The 14,836-nt window shown below is 72.0% G+C and carries 13 protein-coding genes; 6 read left to right on the top strand and 7 right to left on the bottom strand.

Annotated features, from left to right (window positions below; translation table 11 throughout):
* Positions 1-192 precede the first annotated feature (192 nt).
* The 6 genes from ACWGL3_RS01540 to ACWGL3_RS01515 form a co-directional block, all read right to left on the bottom strand.
* Complete coding sequence (locus ACWGL3_RS01540) at positions 193-834, bottom strand: response regulator (protein ID WP_267945180.1); 642 nt, start codon at positions 832-834, stop codon at positions 193-195.
* On the bottom strand, positions 827-2,158 hold the full coding sequence (locus ACWGL3_RS01535; RefSeq protein WP_452460655.1) for a sensor histidine kinase: 1,332 nt from the start codon (positions 2,156-2,158) through the stop codon (positions 827-829). The genes ACWGL3_RS01540 and ACWGL3_RS01535 overlap by 8 nt, the downstream gene beginning before the upstream one ends.
* A 2-nt stretch (positions 2,159-2,160) precedes the next feature.
* Positions 2,161-2,862, bottom strand: coding sequence for an ABC transporter permease (locus ACWGL3_RS01530; RefSeq protein ID WP_452460654.1), 702 nt, complete (start codon positions 2,860-2,862; stop codon positions 2,161-2,163).
* The gene (locus ACWGL3_RS01525; protein WP_452460653.1) at positions 2,859-3,830 is read right to left on the bottom strand and encodes an ABC transporter ATP-binding protein; all 972 of its coding nucleotides are present in this window, start codon (positions 3,828-3,830) and stop codon (positions 2,859-2,861) included. Before ACWGL3_RS01525 ends, ACWGL3_RS01530 begins: the two co-directional genes overlap by 4 nt.
* Before the next feature lie 113 nt (positions 3,831-3,943).
* Entirely contained in the window at positions 3,944-5,659 is a 1,716-nt protein-coding gene (locus tag ACWGL3_RS01520) for an ABC transporter ATP-binding protein (protein ID WP_452460652.1), read from the bottom strand.
* Positions 5,656-7,314, bottom strand: a complete 1,659-nt coding sequence (locus ACWGL3_RS01515) for an ATP-binding cassette domain-containing protein (protein ID WP_452460651.1) — start codon at positions 7,312-7,314, stop codon at positions 5,656-5,658. Before ACWGL3_RS01515 ends, ACWGL3_RS01520 begins: the two co-directional genes overlap by 4 nt.
* A 995-nt stretch (positions 7,315-8,309) precedes the next feature.
* Here ACWGL3_RS01515 and ACWGL3_RS01510 point away from each other — a divergent pair.
* The 6 genes from ACWGL3_RS01510 (at position 8,310) to ACWGL3_RS01485 (ending at position 14,161) form a co-directional block, all read left to right on the top strand.
* Entirely contained in the window at positions 8,310-8,495 is a 186-nt protein-coding gene (locus tag ACWGL3_RS01510; protein ID WP_267945187.1) for a hypothetical protein, read from the top strand.
* Between the two features lie 179 nt (positions 8,496-8,674).
* Positions 8,675-9,694: a FecCD family ABC transporter permease gene (locus ACWGL3_RS01505; protein ID WP_267945188.1), complete on the top strand. Its 1,020-nt coding sequence runs from the start codon at positions 8,675-8,677 to the stop codon at positions 9,692-9,694.
* Positions 9,691-10,527, top strand: a complete 837-nt coding sequence (locus tag ACWGL3_RS01500; protein ID WP_267945189.1) for an ABC transporter ATP-binding protein — start codon at positions 9,691-9,693, stop codon at positions 10,525-10,527. The genes ACWGL3_RS01505 and ACWGL3_RS01500 overlap by 4 nt, the downstream gene beginning before the upstream one ends.
* Positions 10,524-11,561 (top strand): ABC transporter substrate-binding protein, encoded by a 1,038-nt coding sequence (locus ACWGL3_RS01495; RefSeq protein ID WP_267945190.1) that lies wholly within the window; start codon positions 10,524-10,526, stop codon positions 11,559-11,561. Before ACWGL3_RS01500 ends, ACWGL3_RS01495 begins: the two co-directional genes overlap by 4 nt.
* A gap of 273 nt (positions 11,562-11,834) precedes the next feature.
* The gene (locus tag ACWGL3_RS01490; protein ID WP_267945191.1) at positions 11,835-12,263 is read left to right on the top strand and encodes an ArsR/SmtB family transcription factor; all 429 of its coding nucleotides are present in this window, start codon (positions 11,835-11,837) and stop codon (positions 12,261-12,263) included.
* Positions 12,260-14,161, top strand: coding sequence for a heavy metal translocating P-type ATPase (locus ACWGL3_RS01485; protein WP_452460650.1), 1,902 nt, complete (start codon positions 12,260-12,262; stop codon positions 14,159-14,161). Before ACWGL3_RS01490 ends, ACWGL3_RS01485 begins: the two co-directional genes overlap by 4 nt.
* Positions 14,162-14,380: 219 nt before the next feature.
* Here the strand turns inward: ACWGL3_RS01485 and ACWGL3_RS01480 are convergent, their stop codons facing one another.
* A complete protein-coding gene (locus ACWGL3_RS01480; RefSeq protein WP_267945193.1) occupies positions 14,381-14,773 on the bottom strand; it encodes an ester cyclase in 393 nt (130 codons plus the stop codon).
* Positions 14,774-14,836 lie beyond the last annotated feature (63 nt).

Genomic DNA, 14,836 nt, shown 5'->3' with positions numbered 1-14,836 from the left:
CGCAGGCGCGCGCACATCTGTTCACCTAACGGGCACGGCCCTCCCTCCCGCGACCCCCGAGGGTTCGCCGACCGGCAGCCCCGCACGCCCGGCGGAGGGCTCGGTCCGAGTATGCCGACGGGCCGGGGCACTGCCGACTGCTCGCCCGGACCCACGGCCCGGACCGCACAGGGTCTGCCGGGAAACCGGGGTCTACCCCTCGCCCAGGTCCAGCAGGCCGCGCCGGAAACCCGCCGCGACGGCGGCGGCCCGGTCGTTGACGCCGAGCTTGCCGTAGATGTGCAGGACGTGGGTCTTGACCGTGGCCTCGCTGATGAACAGACGGGCCGCCGCCTCCCTGTTGGTGGAGCCGTCGGCGATGAGCCGCAGGATCTCCAGTTCCCGGTCGCTCAGTGCCGCGGCGGGCTCGCGGACGCGGCCGACCAGCCGGGTCGCCACCAGCGGGGAGAGCACGGTCTCGCCGCGCGCGGCCAGGCGGACGGCGCGCATCAGCTCCTCGGGCAGGGCGTCCTTGAGGAGGTATCCGGTGGCCCCGGCCTCGATGGCGGGACCGACGTCGCTGTCGGTCGCGTAGGTGGTCAGGACCAGGACCCGGGCCGGGAGTCCCAGCCGGGCCAGCTCGCGGATGGCGTGCACACCGCCCGTCCCCGGCATGCGCAGGTCCATGAGGACCACGTCGGGCTCCAGGGACCGCGCGAGCTCGACGGCACGGGCGCCGTCGGCGGCCTCCCCCACGACCTCGAACCCCGGGTCGCGGGCGAACATGCCGCGGATGCCGTCCCGGACGACGGGGTGGTCGTCGGCGATCAGGACGCGGACGGGGGCCTCACGCACCGGGGTCCTCCCTGGGAACGGCCGGGACGGAGGCGGAGACCGCCGTCCCGGAACCGGGCTCGGACTCGATCTCCAGTGTCCCCGCCAGGCGGCCCACCCGCTGCCGCATCGACGTCAGGCCGAACCCGCCGTCCGGACCCCGGCCGTCGGTCCCCGGGACCGGGGGCGGCTCGAAGCCCGCACCGTCGTCGCGCACGTCCAGGACGACCAGGTCCTCCATGTACGACAGGGTCACGCCGACCCGGGCGGCCCGGGCGTGCCTGGCCACGTTGGCCAGCGACTCCTGGAAGGTGCGGAGCAGGACGGCCTCGACCTCCCCGTGCAGGGGGCGGACCGGTCCGGTCGCGGTGAAGTCGGCGCGCACACCGTTCAGCCGGGACCACTCGGTCGTGAGGCCGGCCAGGGCCTCGGGCAACGGGGTGTCCTCCAGGGGCGCCGGTCCCAGGGCGTGCACGGACCTGCGCGCCTCCGCCAGGTTCTCGCGGGCCAGGCGGATCGCGTTGGCGACCCGGAGCCGCCACTCGGCACGGTCCCCCTCCGCCCCGCCGGCGGAGCTCCCTGCGGTCCCGCCGCCCTCCGGCGTGCTCCCGCCCCCTCCCCCGGCCTCGGCCCGCTCGGCCGCCTGGAGCTGCGCGATGATGCCGACGAACCCCTGGGCCAGGGTGTCGTGGATCTCCCTGGCCATGCGCTCGCGCTCGTCGTGCGCCCCGGCCTCGCGTGCCTGCACCAGCAGCTGGGCGTGGAGGCCCTCGTTCTCCCGGATGGTCTCCCGCAGCCGCTCCACCATGCGCCCGCGCTCGTCGCTGTGCTCCGTGGTGACCTCGCCGAGCAGGCTGAACGCCGCGACGACGACCACCATGGCGGCGATGAAGAACAGGTACAGGAGGACCGACGAGGGCGTGGGATCGGGCAGTCCGCCCATGTAGGCGGCGACCGTGACGGCGGCGGTGGCCGTCACCCCCGCGAACCTCCACCGGTCCCGCAGGAACTGCCAGGAGTACACGTAGCCGGTGAAGCCGAAGAAGCCCGCGAACCAGACACTGCGGGTGCTGAGCACGGCGATCATGACGACCAGTACGGCGACGGAGGCGGCCGTCATCCCCGGGCGGGAGGCCGGGTCCGGGTTCAGTGCGGTCATCGCCCACAACAGGGCCGCCGTGAGCGCCGCGAGGCCGAGCGTCTCCATGAGCCGCGCCCGGGAGAGGTCGTGGGTGACCAGGGTCAGGAGGGTGGAGGCCGCCAGGAGGACGTAGGGCACGGAGGCCAGGTGGCGGCGCAGCCGCTCCTCCCGCAGCCCGAGGTCGCGCTCGGACACCGTCTCCATACTCACTCCCAGCGGAAGGACCTGGCCGCGGCGAGGCCCAGGACCACGGCGTACGCGGCCATGGTGACCAGGGGCAGCGGCGCGGGGACGCCACCGCTCCAGGCGTCGTCGAGGCTCTGCCGCAGGGCGCCCATCGGGGTGTACCCCCCGGCGAGCGCCAGGATATCGGGCATGTGCTCGACGGGCTGCATGAGTCCGCCCAGGTAGGCCAGAGGGAAGAACAGCAGCACGCCGAAGCCGTTGGCGGACCGTCCGTTGGGGGCGAGCGCGGCGATGAGCAGACCGACGGAGAACATCGCGGCCGTGCCGGCCAGGAAGGCCGCCAGGAACCCCGCGGCCCCGGGCGCGTGGGCCCCGAGGAGGCCGATGCCGGCGACGAGCAGCAGGGAGACCGCGAACACGGTGAGGGCCAGCTGGAGCAGGAGCTGGACGGCCAGCAGGTTGCCGGGGCGGACCGGGGTCACCGAGAGCCTGCGCAGGATGCCCCTCTCCCGGTAGGAGGCCAGGGTCGTGGGGAGCAGGTAGAGGCCGACCATGCCGATCGCCAGCGTCACCGCCATCGGCAGCAGGACGGTGTCGCCCTCCGTGATCCCGCTGCCGAAGGCCACGAGGATGAAGAGGGGGATGGCCAGGGCGAACACCGCTCCGGGTTCGCGGACGAGCAGCTTGGTCTCGACGACGGTGAGCTTGGCAAGCGTCTTCACGACGGTTCTTCCGTTCTCGGGGCCGGGCCGCTCGGGCCCGGAGGTGGAGGCCAGCCCTGGAGGGAGCGGCCGGTCAGGGCGATGAAGGCGTCGTCCAGGGTGCGCTTGTCGATGCGCAGGTCGCGGACGAGCACGTGCTCCCGGGCCAGGGACGCGGTGACCTCGGTCGCGAAGTCCCCCCGCCCGGCCACGACGACCAGGTCGCCGGTGCGGGACACCGAGGCCACCCCGGGGAGGCTCCCCAGCAGGCCGCCCGGCTCGGGGGCCTGCCCGTCCATGAACCGGAAGCTCATCCGGTACTCGGCGTCGACGCCGTCGATCAGCCCCTCGGGGCTGTCGAGGGCCACGACCCCGCCCCGGTCGAAGACCGCGACCCTGTCGCACAGCTCCTCGACCTCGTCCATGAAGTGGCTGACCAGGACCACGGTCACGCCCTCGGCGCGCACCCGCTTGACCAGCTCCCACGTGGCCCGGCGGGCCTGGGGGTCGAGCCCGGTGGTGAGCTCGTCCAGGAACGCGATCCTGGGGTCCCCGACCAGGGCCAGGGCGATGAACAGGCGCTGCTTCTGCCCGCCGGACAGCTTCGCGAACCGGGCGTCGCGCTTGTCCGCGAGGCCCCACCGCTCCAGCAGCTCCCGCCAGTCGCGGGGCCTCGCGTAGAACGAGGCGTACAGGTCCAGCGCCTCCCACACCTTGATGTTCTCGGGCAGCTGCGTGTGCTGGAGCTGGACCCCGATGTGCTCCCGGAGCTCCGTCCCCTGCCCCACGGGGTCCAGCCCGAGCACCCGCACGGTCCCGGAGTCGGGGCGCCGCAGGCCCTCCACGCACTCGACGGCGGTGGTCTTGCCCGCCCCGTTGGGCCCGAGGATCCCGAAGACCTCCCCCTCCTCCACGGAGAAGGAGACCCGGTCCAGGACCACCTGCTTGCCGTACCTCTTGCTGAGCTCTGTGACCTCGACGATCGCCATGCCCACAAGCCTGTCCGCCCGGGCCCCGGAGCGGATCGCCCGTCCGGTCCCGATCCCCCGCGCATCCGGCCGACCCCCGGCATCCACCGAACGGTGGATGCCGGTCCTCCCGCTCACGTGCAATCGGGGTCCGGTCCGCGGGAGGGTGCGCTGCCCGGCCGGGCAGAAGCGGCCCCGGCGACTTCCACGACGTGTTCCAGACGCGCGAGGGTCTCGGCACGGTGGGAGGCGACAAGGACCGTACCGGGGAAGTCGGCGATGACGTCCGAGATCACCCGCTCGGTGGCGGGGTCGAGGCTGGCCGTCACCTCGTCGACGAGGAGGACCCGCGGCCGCCGTACGAGTGCACGGGCAAGGCACAGGCGTGCTCGCTGGCCCCCCGAGAGGCGTACACCGGCTTCACCGAGATCGTCGTCGAGACCGATCCAGTCGGCTGCGCCGACGCGTTCCATCATCGTGTTCAACTCACTGTCCGGCCGCGGAGCGCCGCCGCGCAGCAGGTTGTCCCGGACGGTGCCGTGGAAGAGCACGGAATCCTGGTCGACCAGGGCGACCGCCTCGCGTAGAGCGCGGTCGTCGACGTCCGCGACGGACACTCCCTCGCCTCGGGGCGTGACGAGTTCCACGATGCCGGACGAAGGATCCCAGAGACGGGCCGCGAGGGCGATCACCGTGCTCTTGCCCGAGCCGGAGGGCCCCTTCAGCCCCACGTGTGCCCCGGGGGCCACTTCCATGGACCAGGAGGTGAGAACGGGCGGCCGGTCCTCGTAGGCGAAGCACACGTCGCGGAAGCGCAGACCGAGCGCTCCGGGCGGCAGCTGCCGTGGGTTGTCGGACACCGCGACGACCGGTGGCCGGTTGATCCCGGATGACACGCGCTCGGCGCCGGCAACGAGGGGGTGCAGCCGCGTGAAGGTGGCGGTGGCGTCCGTGACCGCCGCGACGCCGACCAGGGCCAGGGCGATCAGGGCGGGCAGCTCGGCGGGGGACAGCCGCGTCTGCGCGGTGTCCGAGAGGACGCCGGCGGCGGCGCTGCCCACGACGATGACGCCGATGACCACTGCGGTGGTGACGAACTCGCGCAGCGAGGTGACCAGTTGCGCGAGCAGTTCGCGGCGGCGCGCGATGGCGGTGGCGCGTGCGGTGGCCGCACCCGTCTCGGCGACGACCTGCGGGGACAGGCCGTAGGCGAGCACCTCGCGCAGTGCGCCCAGGGCGTCGACGATCCGTGTGGACAGGTCGGATCGTTCCCGCTGCTCCTGTTCCCCCAGGCGTCTGGCCGTTCGCGCCCAGTACAGCGCGCTGCTCGCCAGGACGAGACTGCCCGTGAAGACGACGATCCCGGCCTCAGGCAACAGGATCGAGGCGGTGGTCAGGGAAGCGGTGAACAGCGTGAGGGAGGCGCCGATCTGGGCGATCGTGTGGGCGTAGAAGAACTCGAGCTTCTCGATGTCGTCCATCGCCACGGTGGCGGCGCGGCCCGAGTGCTCGCGGCGCCGGCCGGGGACGCTGCGCGCGTAGGCGTCGAACAACGCCATGCGCAGCCGGGCCAGAACTCGGTAGGCCAGAGCATGCGAGACGTCCATCTCACGCCATGTCAGGACGACGCGCAGCAGCACGAGCCCGATGATGACGGCCCACCACGCGGGTTCCGGCGCTGTCCGCTCCACGACGGCGTGGCCGACGACCCAGGCGGTGAGGATCGTGACGCCGGCCAGGGTCAGCGCGCTCGCGGTACCGACGGCATAGCTCCACAGCATTCCGCGCCATTCCGGTCGCAGCACGGGAAGCAGCCCGCGGAAGGTGTCGGCTGCGGAGAGGGTGATCATGACGGGTTCCTGTCCAGGTGCACCGGGTCGAGGCGCAGTATGTGAGAGACCCCGGTGAGGGATTCGGGACGGTGGCTGATCATCACGACGACGCGATCGCGGGCGACGCGGTGCAGCGTGTCGATGACACCGGCGGCCCGATCCGCGTCCAACGCGCTCGTGGGTTCGTCCACGAGGAGAACCGGCCGGCGCGCGAGCAGCGCACGGGCGAGGGCGAGGCGCTGGCGTTGACCGCCTGACAGGTTCGTGCCGGCTTCGGCGACCTCGGTGGAGAAACCGAGTGGAAGACTCCGGATCTCGTCCAGGATCCCGGCGGCGTCGCAGGCGGCGAACAGCTCCGCCTCCTCGGGGTCGCCGGTGACGGCGAGGTTGTCGCGGATGGTCCCGGCGAAGAGCACGGGCCGTTGGGAGACCACGGCGATATCGGAGGTGCGCAGAGGCCGCCCGTCGAGTTCGACGTGCCCCGCACGTGGAGCGAGGAAGCCGAGGAGGAGGTCGAAGAAGGTGGACTTTCCCGCTCCGGAGGCTCCGACGACGGCTGTGAGGGTCCCCCGCCGGGCGGTCAGGTCAAAGTCCTGGAGGACGTCCCGGTGGGCGTCGGGGTAGCGGAAGGTCAACCCCCTCACGCTCAGCAGTTCCGCCGTACCGTCGGCGGGGGCCCGCCCCCCGGGAGCGGGCGTCGCGGGATCCGGAGCGGTGCCGCGCGGTTCGGTGAACGCCCCGATGCGGTCCAGGGCGGGAACCGCGGTGAGGCCGAGGAATCCGGCGTGCCAGTGCCGTGAGAGGTCGCGGACGGGCCGGAAGGCCTCCGAGGCCAGGAGGAGGATCAGGTAGACCTCGACGGCCGGGGCCTGTCCTGTGACCGCGTGCGCGGTGGCGGCGATCGCGGCGGCGACCACCCCTGCCTGGACGGCGAGGTCGGTGACGGCCGTTTCGGCCAGGGAACCGCGCATGACGCGCTCGGTGGCGCGGCGCAGTGCCTCTGAACGGTCGTCCAACCGTTCCCGGGTTCCCGACACGTCGCCCAGGGTGCGCAGGGTGGCCATGCCGCGGAGTGATTCGAGCAGGTCGGCGCTGAGCGCGTCGTAACTGTCCCAGTGATCGAGCCCGCGCCGGGCCATCATCCGCTTCCAGGCCAGGGGTCCCAGCAGCGCGAACACGATGGCGGCGGCGACCAGCAGCCCGGCTCCCGGTGAGAGCAGGAACAGGCCGGACACGGCGATCGCGCAGGTGGGAAAGATGTGCGCGACGGCGGGGATGTACTTGGAAACGTAGGCGTCGGTGCCGTCGACGCCGTCGCTGAGGCCCGAACGCATCGACCCGTCGCGGGCGACCGTGTCGTGCAGGCGCCGGGGTACGAGCGCCGCCGCCATGGCGCGGCCGCGCACCGCTTGTCGGACCCGGCCTCCCAGCAGCGTCGCGGCAGAGGTCTGTGCCAGGGAGAGCGCCAGTCTCAGCAGCGCGATACCGACGATGAGCGCGACCGCCACGAGCACGTCCCGGGGGCGTCCGTCCAGCACCGCCGACATCGACCAGGCGATCGCCCCGGCCTGGCCGAGATGGGTGAGGAAGACGAGCACCAGCAGCCCGACGCTCCAGGCCAGAGCCGCGGGAAAACGAGCTGCCTCCCGCCACAGCTGGGGGACGATCATCATGCGTCGGGCTCCTTGTCGAGGACGTGTCCGCCGGGAAGCATCGCCGGGGCGTGGACGATCCGGCGGTTGTGTGTGGCGACGAACCGGTTGAACGGCACGGAGGCCGCCCGACCGGGTGGGGGATCTCACTGACCACGTCGGGGGACGGCGGTCACCCGCAAGGGTTCTCGACGAGGGCGTTGCTGTGCGAGGCCGGCAGATGTGCCGGCTACGCGGACTCGTCGATCTCGGTGACGATCCGGTCGTTCACGACGAGACCCCTTTTACGGTCGGATCGCGCGCCGGTGCTCCGCACCGACGCGTGTCCGTGGGGGCGAACGCCACACACCGTACTTGAAAATGATTTTCACTTACAATAGCTTTGCCCCATGAACCCCCAGAAGCTCCTTGTGCCCGACTACCGTGCGGTACGCACGTACGCCGTCGGCGGCGGGGCCGCGAGTGAGCTCGGCGACGCGGTCCCGGCCGGACACGCCGGGGTTCTCAAGCTGCCTCCGCGCGGCCGGGGGAGCTCCGCGCCGACCTTCGCCGTCGACCGCGCCGAGCCCGGGACGGACGTACCTCACCGGACACCGCTCCCCCCGATGTCGCGTCCACCGGCCCCCGGGCGCCTACCGCGGGACCCGGCCGGCGGCTCACCGGCACAGAGGCGGGCCGTAGCCGTCGATCCCGGCGGGACGGGGTTCCCGGTCACGCGGGGCGGCGACGGACAGCCGCACGTGACCGAGGGGGACGAACCCGACACCGTCGCCGTGCCCGGCCCGCTCGCCGAGGGCGGACGCCTCCACCGGCGCGGTGGCGACACCGACACATCAGGCGGTGAGGGATGAGGGCCCACCCCCTGGGGCGACGACGGCTCGGTGGGTTCGGTGACCCGGACACCCCTGAGGGCGTCGAGCACCTGCGCCGGATCTCCCCCTGGAACGCGCCATGGCCCCACTCCCGGCTGCGCTCCCCCTCGCGTTCTCGGCGTCGTGCCCGCTGAGGACGCCCGGGTGAACACCGTCGACACCGCGGCGGTCCGAGCGGTGCGGCGCGCAGGCGGCGACGCCACCGTGTGGCGCGTGCCGCGCACCGGTCACGGCAGCGACCACCTCGACAGCCCCCACCTTCCCGGGGCGACCGTCCTCAGCTTCGCCGCCCCGACCGGGTCACGCACGACCTGGTCACAGACCACCTGAAAGAGCAACCACCGCTGATGGCAAGAACAACCACGGGGGGACGCGCGCCGTCCCTCCTTCACCTCCTGCTGCGCAAGGCGCGGCCAGAGGGTGACGCGCCCGACGGCCCGCAGGGTCCTCCCGGAACCACGCAAGCAGCCGGCCGCCGACGACGCGGCGCCCTCGCCGTTCGCCTACTCGTGCCGACCCTCGTGCTCGTCCTGGTGGCGGTCCTGCTGTTGTCGACGACCGTCGGGACGATCGCCGTCTCCCCGACGGACGCCCTGCGTATCGTCATCGGCCACCTCGTGCCCGGCATGCCCTGGATGTCCGACGGATCACTGAGCACATTGCAGGACAACGCCATCTGGCAGTTCCGGCTCCCCCGCGCGCTCCTGGCCGCGACCGCCGGGGCCGCACTCGCCCTGGCCGGTGCTCTGATGCAGGCCGTGGTGCACAACTCCCTGGCCGAGCCCTACATTCTGGGCGTCTCCGCCGGCGCAGGCGTCGGCGCGGTGTCGTTCATCGTGCTGGGCGTCGGTGTCAGTTCCCTGGGGATGGGGACCGCGGCGTTCGTGGGAGCCCTGATGGCCACGGCGGCCGTCTACCTCCTCGCCCACAAGAACGGGCGCATCGCACCACAGCGCCTCATCCTCGCGGGGGTCGCCCTCGGCTCCCTGTTCAGCGCCGTGACCAGCTACCTGACCATCGCCACCGACGCCCAGAACGTCTTCAGCATCATGTTCTTCCTTCTGGGCTCGGTCTCCGCCGCCACGATGGGACACCTCGCCCTGCCGGTGGCGGCCCTGATCGCCGTGGGACTCTACGCGGTGTTCCGGGCGCGTGCCCTCAACGCCCTGCTCATCGGAGACGACGCGGCCGCGTCACTGGGCGTCAACGTCAACCGGATGCGCAGCGGGGTCCTCGTCGCCGCGGCCCTGCTGACCGGGTCCGTGGTCGCGGTCTGCGGCGGCATCGGCTTCGTCGGCCTGGTCATCCCCCATATCTCACGCATCCTCGTCGGCGCCGACCACCGGAAGATGCTCCCGGTCGCTCTCCTGGGAGGCGCGGCGTTCCTCGCGACCTGCGACCTGTTGGCCCGCACCCTCGCAGCCCCGTCGGAGATCCCGCTGGGCGTGCTCACCGCACTGGTCGGAGCGCCCTTCTTCCTGTGGCTGTTGCGACGGGACCGCGCGGGAAGCGTGGGGGTGGACCGATGAGAGTGGACATCGAGAACCTGGCCGCCCACCGCGGTGGACGGCCGGTCGTGAGCGATGTGAGCATCCAGGTGCCCTCGGGCTCCGTGCTGGGACTGCTCGGTCCCAACGGGAGCGGCAAGTCCACGCTGCTCCGGGTGGTCTCCGGCCTGGCCGCGCCCTCGTCCGGACGTGTGAGCCTGGACGGCACCGACATCACCGCCCTGAAACGCACGGACCTGGCCCGTCGCGTGGCGGTGATGGCCCAGGAGCACAGCGAGGAGTTCGAGATGCCCGTGCTCGACATGGTCCTGCTCGGGCGGATCCCGCACGGGCGCGGATACGGTCGCGACTCCGACCAGGACATCGCCACGGCACAACAGGCCCTGGAACGCGTGGGAGCCGCGCACCTGGCGGACCGCTCGTTCTCCGCCCTGTCCGGGGGCGAGCGGCAACGGGTCCTGTTCGCCCGCGCGCTCGCCCAGGACACCCCGGTCCTGGTCCTCGACGAACCGACGAACCACCTCGACATCGCCCACCAGATCGAACTCCTCGATCTGATCAGGTCCACCGACCGCACCGTCCTGGTCGCTCTGCACGACCTGAACCTCGCGGCGCGCTCATGCGACACCGTCGGCGTTCTCCACCAGGGACGCCTGCTCTCCCTCGGCGCTCCGGAGGAAGTCCTCCACACCGACCTGATCCGCTCGGTCTTCGGTGTGGACTCGACCTCGGTCGCCCACCCCCTTTCCGGACGGCGCCATTTCCTCTTCGACTCCCGCAGTCCGGAGAGTCCGGACGGCCGTCCCACGACCCACCAGTTCTCCCGAACCCAGGAAGAGACCGAAGCCCCATGACACATCCCTCAGCCGAGACCCCGTCGGTGTTCCGCGGCCGTCTCCCGAACCTCGCGGTCGCGTGCACCGCTCTCGTGACGCCCTTGCTGCTGACCGCCTGCGGCACGGGGGTCGTCAGCCCGGAGGAGACCGCAGATGCGGGGGAAGCAGTGGTGATCACCAACTGCGGACGCGAACTCTCCTTCGGGACCACGCCCACCAGCATCGTCGGGATGATGCCCTCCCAGACCGAACTGCTCATCCGGCTCGGCGTCCAGGACTCCCTGGTCGGCCAGGCACAGACCGCCGTCTCACCGTTGTCGGACGACATCGCCGAACACGCGGCCGACGTCCCTGAGATCAGCACCGACGCGCCGCCGGCACGTGAGGACCTGCTCGCCGTCGAACCCGATCTCGTCGTCTCCCCCACGGAGTACGAGTTCACCGCCGAACAGGGCTTCGCCGGAATCGACCAGCTGAACCAGAACGGCGCCGAGGCCTATGTCGCGACCGGGGGATGCGCGGAGCGCCGCAACACCGCAGAGGTCACCGACCTGTTGACGGACATCGCCAACCTCGGTGAGATCCTGCGTGTTCCCGACGCCGCGGAGGAACTCACCCAGGAGTCGGAGGAACGGCTGGCCGCCGTCGAATCCGCGATCAGCGGCTCGCCGCGCCCCACCGTCGCCCAGGTCTTCATCGAGGGCAACTCGCTGTCGGCGATCGGCGCCGGCGTCGAGGCGGACATCATCGCCACGGCCGGCGGGGACAACGTCTTCGATCCCGACTCCCCCGAGTTCGCCGACTTCTTCGCCGCCGAGATCAACCCCGAGGAGATCATCAGCCGTGCCCCCGACGCCATCGTGTTCGGAGTGAGCGGCCCCGGGAACGAGGAGCGGTCGCTCGACTACCTTCGCAGCACCTTCCCCGACCTTCCCGCCGTGGAGAACGACCTCCTCATCGCCGTTCCCTCCAGCGATCTGCACCCCGGTACCCTCGGCAACATCGAGGCGGTGGAGACGATCGCCCACCGCCTCTACCCCGACGCCTTCTGAACCAGGATCTCCTGCCGGGCCGCACCGCCGCGCAGCACCCCGGTGACGTCGTCCAGGCCGGAGATCCCCGCGAGAGGCGGCCCCGTTCACCGGGGCCGGGCCGTTCCACGGCGTCGGTGACGACCCGTGGGACGGCCCGGCCCCCGCCTTCGAGCCCACCCCGTCCGGGAGCGGGCCGAGGCGCCCCCGCGCCCGAGCGCGTCGGCGCCGCACCGTCCCCGCCGCCTCACACCCCGCTTTGCCCTCGGAGTACTCGAACCTTATTATATTCGCATGAGTGAAGGTAAGAAGGTTTGCAGCTTCGGACCGGACAGCCCCTACGTGGATCTCGCGGCGGAGGTGTTCAGACTCCTCGCCGACCCCACCAGGATCAGGATCATCCTGGCCCTGCGCGAGACCGAGCACTCGGTCGGCGAGCTCGCCGAAGCCGTCGGCAAGTCACCGACCACCGTCTCCCAGCACCTGGCCAAACTGCGCTGGGGCCGGATCGTGGCCACCCGCCAGGAGGGCACCCGGGTCTTCTACCGCCTCCAGGACGAGCACGCCCGAGAACTGGTCGCCCAGGCGGTCTTCCAGGCCGAGCACGCCCTGGACGAGACCCCCGCCCACCACCGTGCCGGAGTCGATGCGCGCCCGCACCGGGGCACGGCCGCCTCCTGCCCCGCCGCAGACACCGGCGACACCGCCCAGGAACAGGCATGACACCGCCCCGGGCTCCGGCCGTCGTCCAGGACCGGGTCCTGCCCCGGCCCCCTTCGGTCCTCGCCACCGGACTGAAGCTGCCCGAGGTGCGCTGGGCCCTGGCCGCGCTGGTCCTGTTCCTCCTGGGTTGGGGGCTCCAGCTGAGCGGCGCCCCGGCGCCGCTGTGGTGGAGCCTCTACCTGGCCTGCTACGCCACCGGCGGCTGGGAACCCGCCCTGGCCGGGCTGCGCGCCCTGCGCGAGAAGACCCTGGACGTCGACCTCCTGATGATCGTCGCCGCCATCGCCGCAGCCTCGATCGGGCAGGTCTTCGACGGGGCCCTGCTCATCGTCATCTTCGCGACCTCCGGCGCACTGGAGGTCGTCGTCACCCAGCGCACCGCGGACTCGGTCGACTCCCTGCTGAACCTGGCCCCCGAACAGGCCACCCTCCTGCACGGGGACGGCACCACGACCACGGTCGCCAGCCGCGAGCTGGAGCCCGGGGAGCGCATCCTGGTCCGCCCCGGGGAGCGCATCGGCGGTGACGGGACCGTGGTCGACGGAACCAGCGAGGTCGACCAGCAGGCCATCACCGGCGAGTCCGTGCCCGTGGTCCGCGGGGTGGGCGACGAGGTCCTCTCGGGCACCGTCAACGGCACCGGGACCCTCACCGTGCAGGTCACCCGGCCCGCCTCCGCCTCCGTGATCGCGCGCATCGCCACCCTGGTCGAGGAAGCCTCCGAGACCAAGGCCAGGACCCAGCTGTTCATCGAGAAGGTCGAACAGACCTACTCCTTCGGCGTGGTCGTCGCCACCCTCCTGGTACTGGCCGTGCCGATGCTGTTCTTCGGCCACGCCTTCGAGGACGCGCTGCTGCGCGCGATCGTGTTCATGATCGTCGCCTCCCCCTGCGCGGTGGTGCTCTCCACCATGCCGCCGCTGCTGGCCTCCATCGCCAACGCCGGCCGCCACGGCGTCCTGGTCAAGTCCGCGACCGTCATGGAGGGCATCGGCCGCACCACTGTGGTCGCCTTCGACAAGACCGGCACCCTCACCGAGGGTGCCCCCGAGGTCACGGACATCGGTCCCGTGACCGGCCACGGCGCCGACACGGTCCTGGCCCTGGCCGCGGCGGTCGAGCACTACAGCGAACACCCCTTGGGCCGGGCGATCGTGCGCGCCGCCGCCGAACGCGGCCTGCCCCTGCAGGAGGTCACCGGCTTTCGGGCCCTGCCCGGACTCGGGGTCGTCGGCCGTGTGGACGGGAGCACCGTGACCGTCGAGCGGGGCGCCGCCGACTCCTCCACCACCGGCACCCTGGTACAGGTGCGACGCGACGGGTCGCTGATCGGAACGATCACGCTGACGGACCGGCTGCGTCCGGACGCCCCCGCGGCGGTCCGTGCCGCAGCCGGTCTCACCGGGGCTCCCGCGGTACTGCTGACCGGCGACAACCCGGCCGCCGCGGCCACGGTGGCCGAGCGCACCGGCATCGGCACGGTACACGCCTCTCTGCTGCCACCGGACAAGGTCGCCCTCGTCACCGGCCTGGAGGCCCGGGGCGAGAGGGTCCTGCTGGTCGGCGACGGCATCAACGACGCCCCCGCCCTGGCGGCCGCCTCCACGGGGGCGGCCATGGGCCGCCGGGGCTCGGACCTGGCCCTGGACACCGCCGACGTGATCATCGTGCGGGACGAGCTCGGCTCGGTGGCCAATCTGGTGCGGCTGTCCCGCAGGGCCCGCCGGTACGTGATCGCCAACCTCGCCGTCGCCGCCACCGTGATCACGGTCCTGGTCACGTGGGACCTGGTCGCCACACTGCCGCTGGCACTGGCGGTGGCAGGGCACGAGGGATCCACCGTGCTGGTCGCGCTCAACGGCGCACGCCTGCTGCGCCGATCCGCCTGGGAGGCGTGAGGGAGCGGGCCTCCCGGGGCCCGGCGATCAGGACGACCGGCTTCCGAGGCCGGGAGGACGGCCGGGGCGACCTGAGGCCCCCGCGCCGGAAGCCCACGGAGAGAACGCTCCCCGCCTGCCGGAACCGCTACGGCGCCGCCCGGGAGGCGTTCGTGCGGAGGCAGGCGGGGACCGGGGTGTCCGGAAGGTTCGATGAGGGCCCGGCCGCGGCCCCGGTGGTCAGCCGGCCAGTTGCCGTTCCAGGTCCGAGGCGTCGTGCAGGGCTGTCATCTGTGCGAAGCGTCCGTCCCGGATCTCGTAGACGGCGTATTCGACGATCTCGAACGAGGCTCCGGTGGGAGCCGCTCCGAGCCATTCCCTCACGGGGGTTCCCGTGTTGATCGCACGGACCGCCGCGCGGTCGCCGTCGACGAGGAACTCCTGGACCTCCCAGTGGAGGTCCGGCACTGCTTCGATGTCCGCCTTCTGGAGCGCGATGACGGTGTCCCGGGTGCCCGGAACACCGTTCAGCACGACTTCGTCGTGGATGAACTCGTCCATGCCGTCGAACTTGTGGGCGTTGAGCTCCCCGACGTAACGACGGTAGAACTCGTGGATGTCAAAGTCGGCCATGATGTCTTCCTCTCCGGACCCGGTCGGGAACCGCACCGGAATCCCGACGACTCGCGATGCCCT

It is taken from the genome of Nocardiopsis sp. NPDC055824, from assembly GCF_053616335.1.
The sequence above is the reverse complement of the archived record's forward strand: the minus strand, read 5'-3'. Positions and strand labels throughout refer to the sequence as shown.

Coding starts and splice junctions, on each gene's coding strand:
- ACWGL3_RS01520 (WP_452460652.1), bottom strand. CDS start 5,659: ATGATCACCCTCTCCGCAGCCGACACCTTCCGCGGGCTGCTTCCCGTG.
- ACWGL3_RS01515 (WP_452460651.1), bottom strand. CDS start 7,314: ATGATGATCGTCCCCCAGCTGTGGCGGGAGGCAGCTCGTTTTCCCGCG.
- ACWGL3_RS01480 (WP_267945193.1), bottom strand. CDS start 14,773: ATGGCCGACTTTGACATCCACGAGTTCTACCGTCGTTACGTCGGGGAG.
- ACWGL3_RS01500 (WP_267945189.1), top strand. CDS start 9,691: ATGAGAGTGGACATCGAGAACCTGGCCGCCCACCGCGGTGGACGGCCG.
- ACWGL3_RS01485 (WP_452460650.1), top strand. CDS start 12,260: ATGACACCGCCCCGGGCTCCGGCCGTCGTCCAGGACCGGGTCCTGCCC.
- ACWGL3_RS01495 (WP_267945190.1), top strand. CDS start 10,524: ATGACACATCCCTCAGCCGAGACCCCGTCGGTGTTCCGCGGCCGTCTC.
- ACWGL3_RS01490 (WP_267945191.1), top strand. CDS start 11,835: ATGAGTGAAGGTAAGAAGGTTTGCAGCTTCGGACCGGACAGCCCCTAC.
- ACWGL3_RS01535 (WP_452460655.1), bottom strand. CDS start 2,158: ATGGAGACGGTGTCCGAGCGCGACCTCGGGCTGCGGGAGGAGCGGCTG.
- ACWGL3_RS01525 (WP_452460653.1), bottom strand. CDS start 3,830: ATGGCGATCGTCGAGGTCACAGAGCTCAGCAAGAGGTACGGCAAGCAG.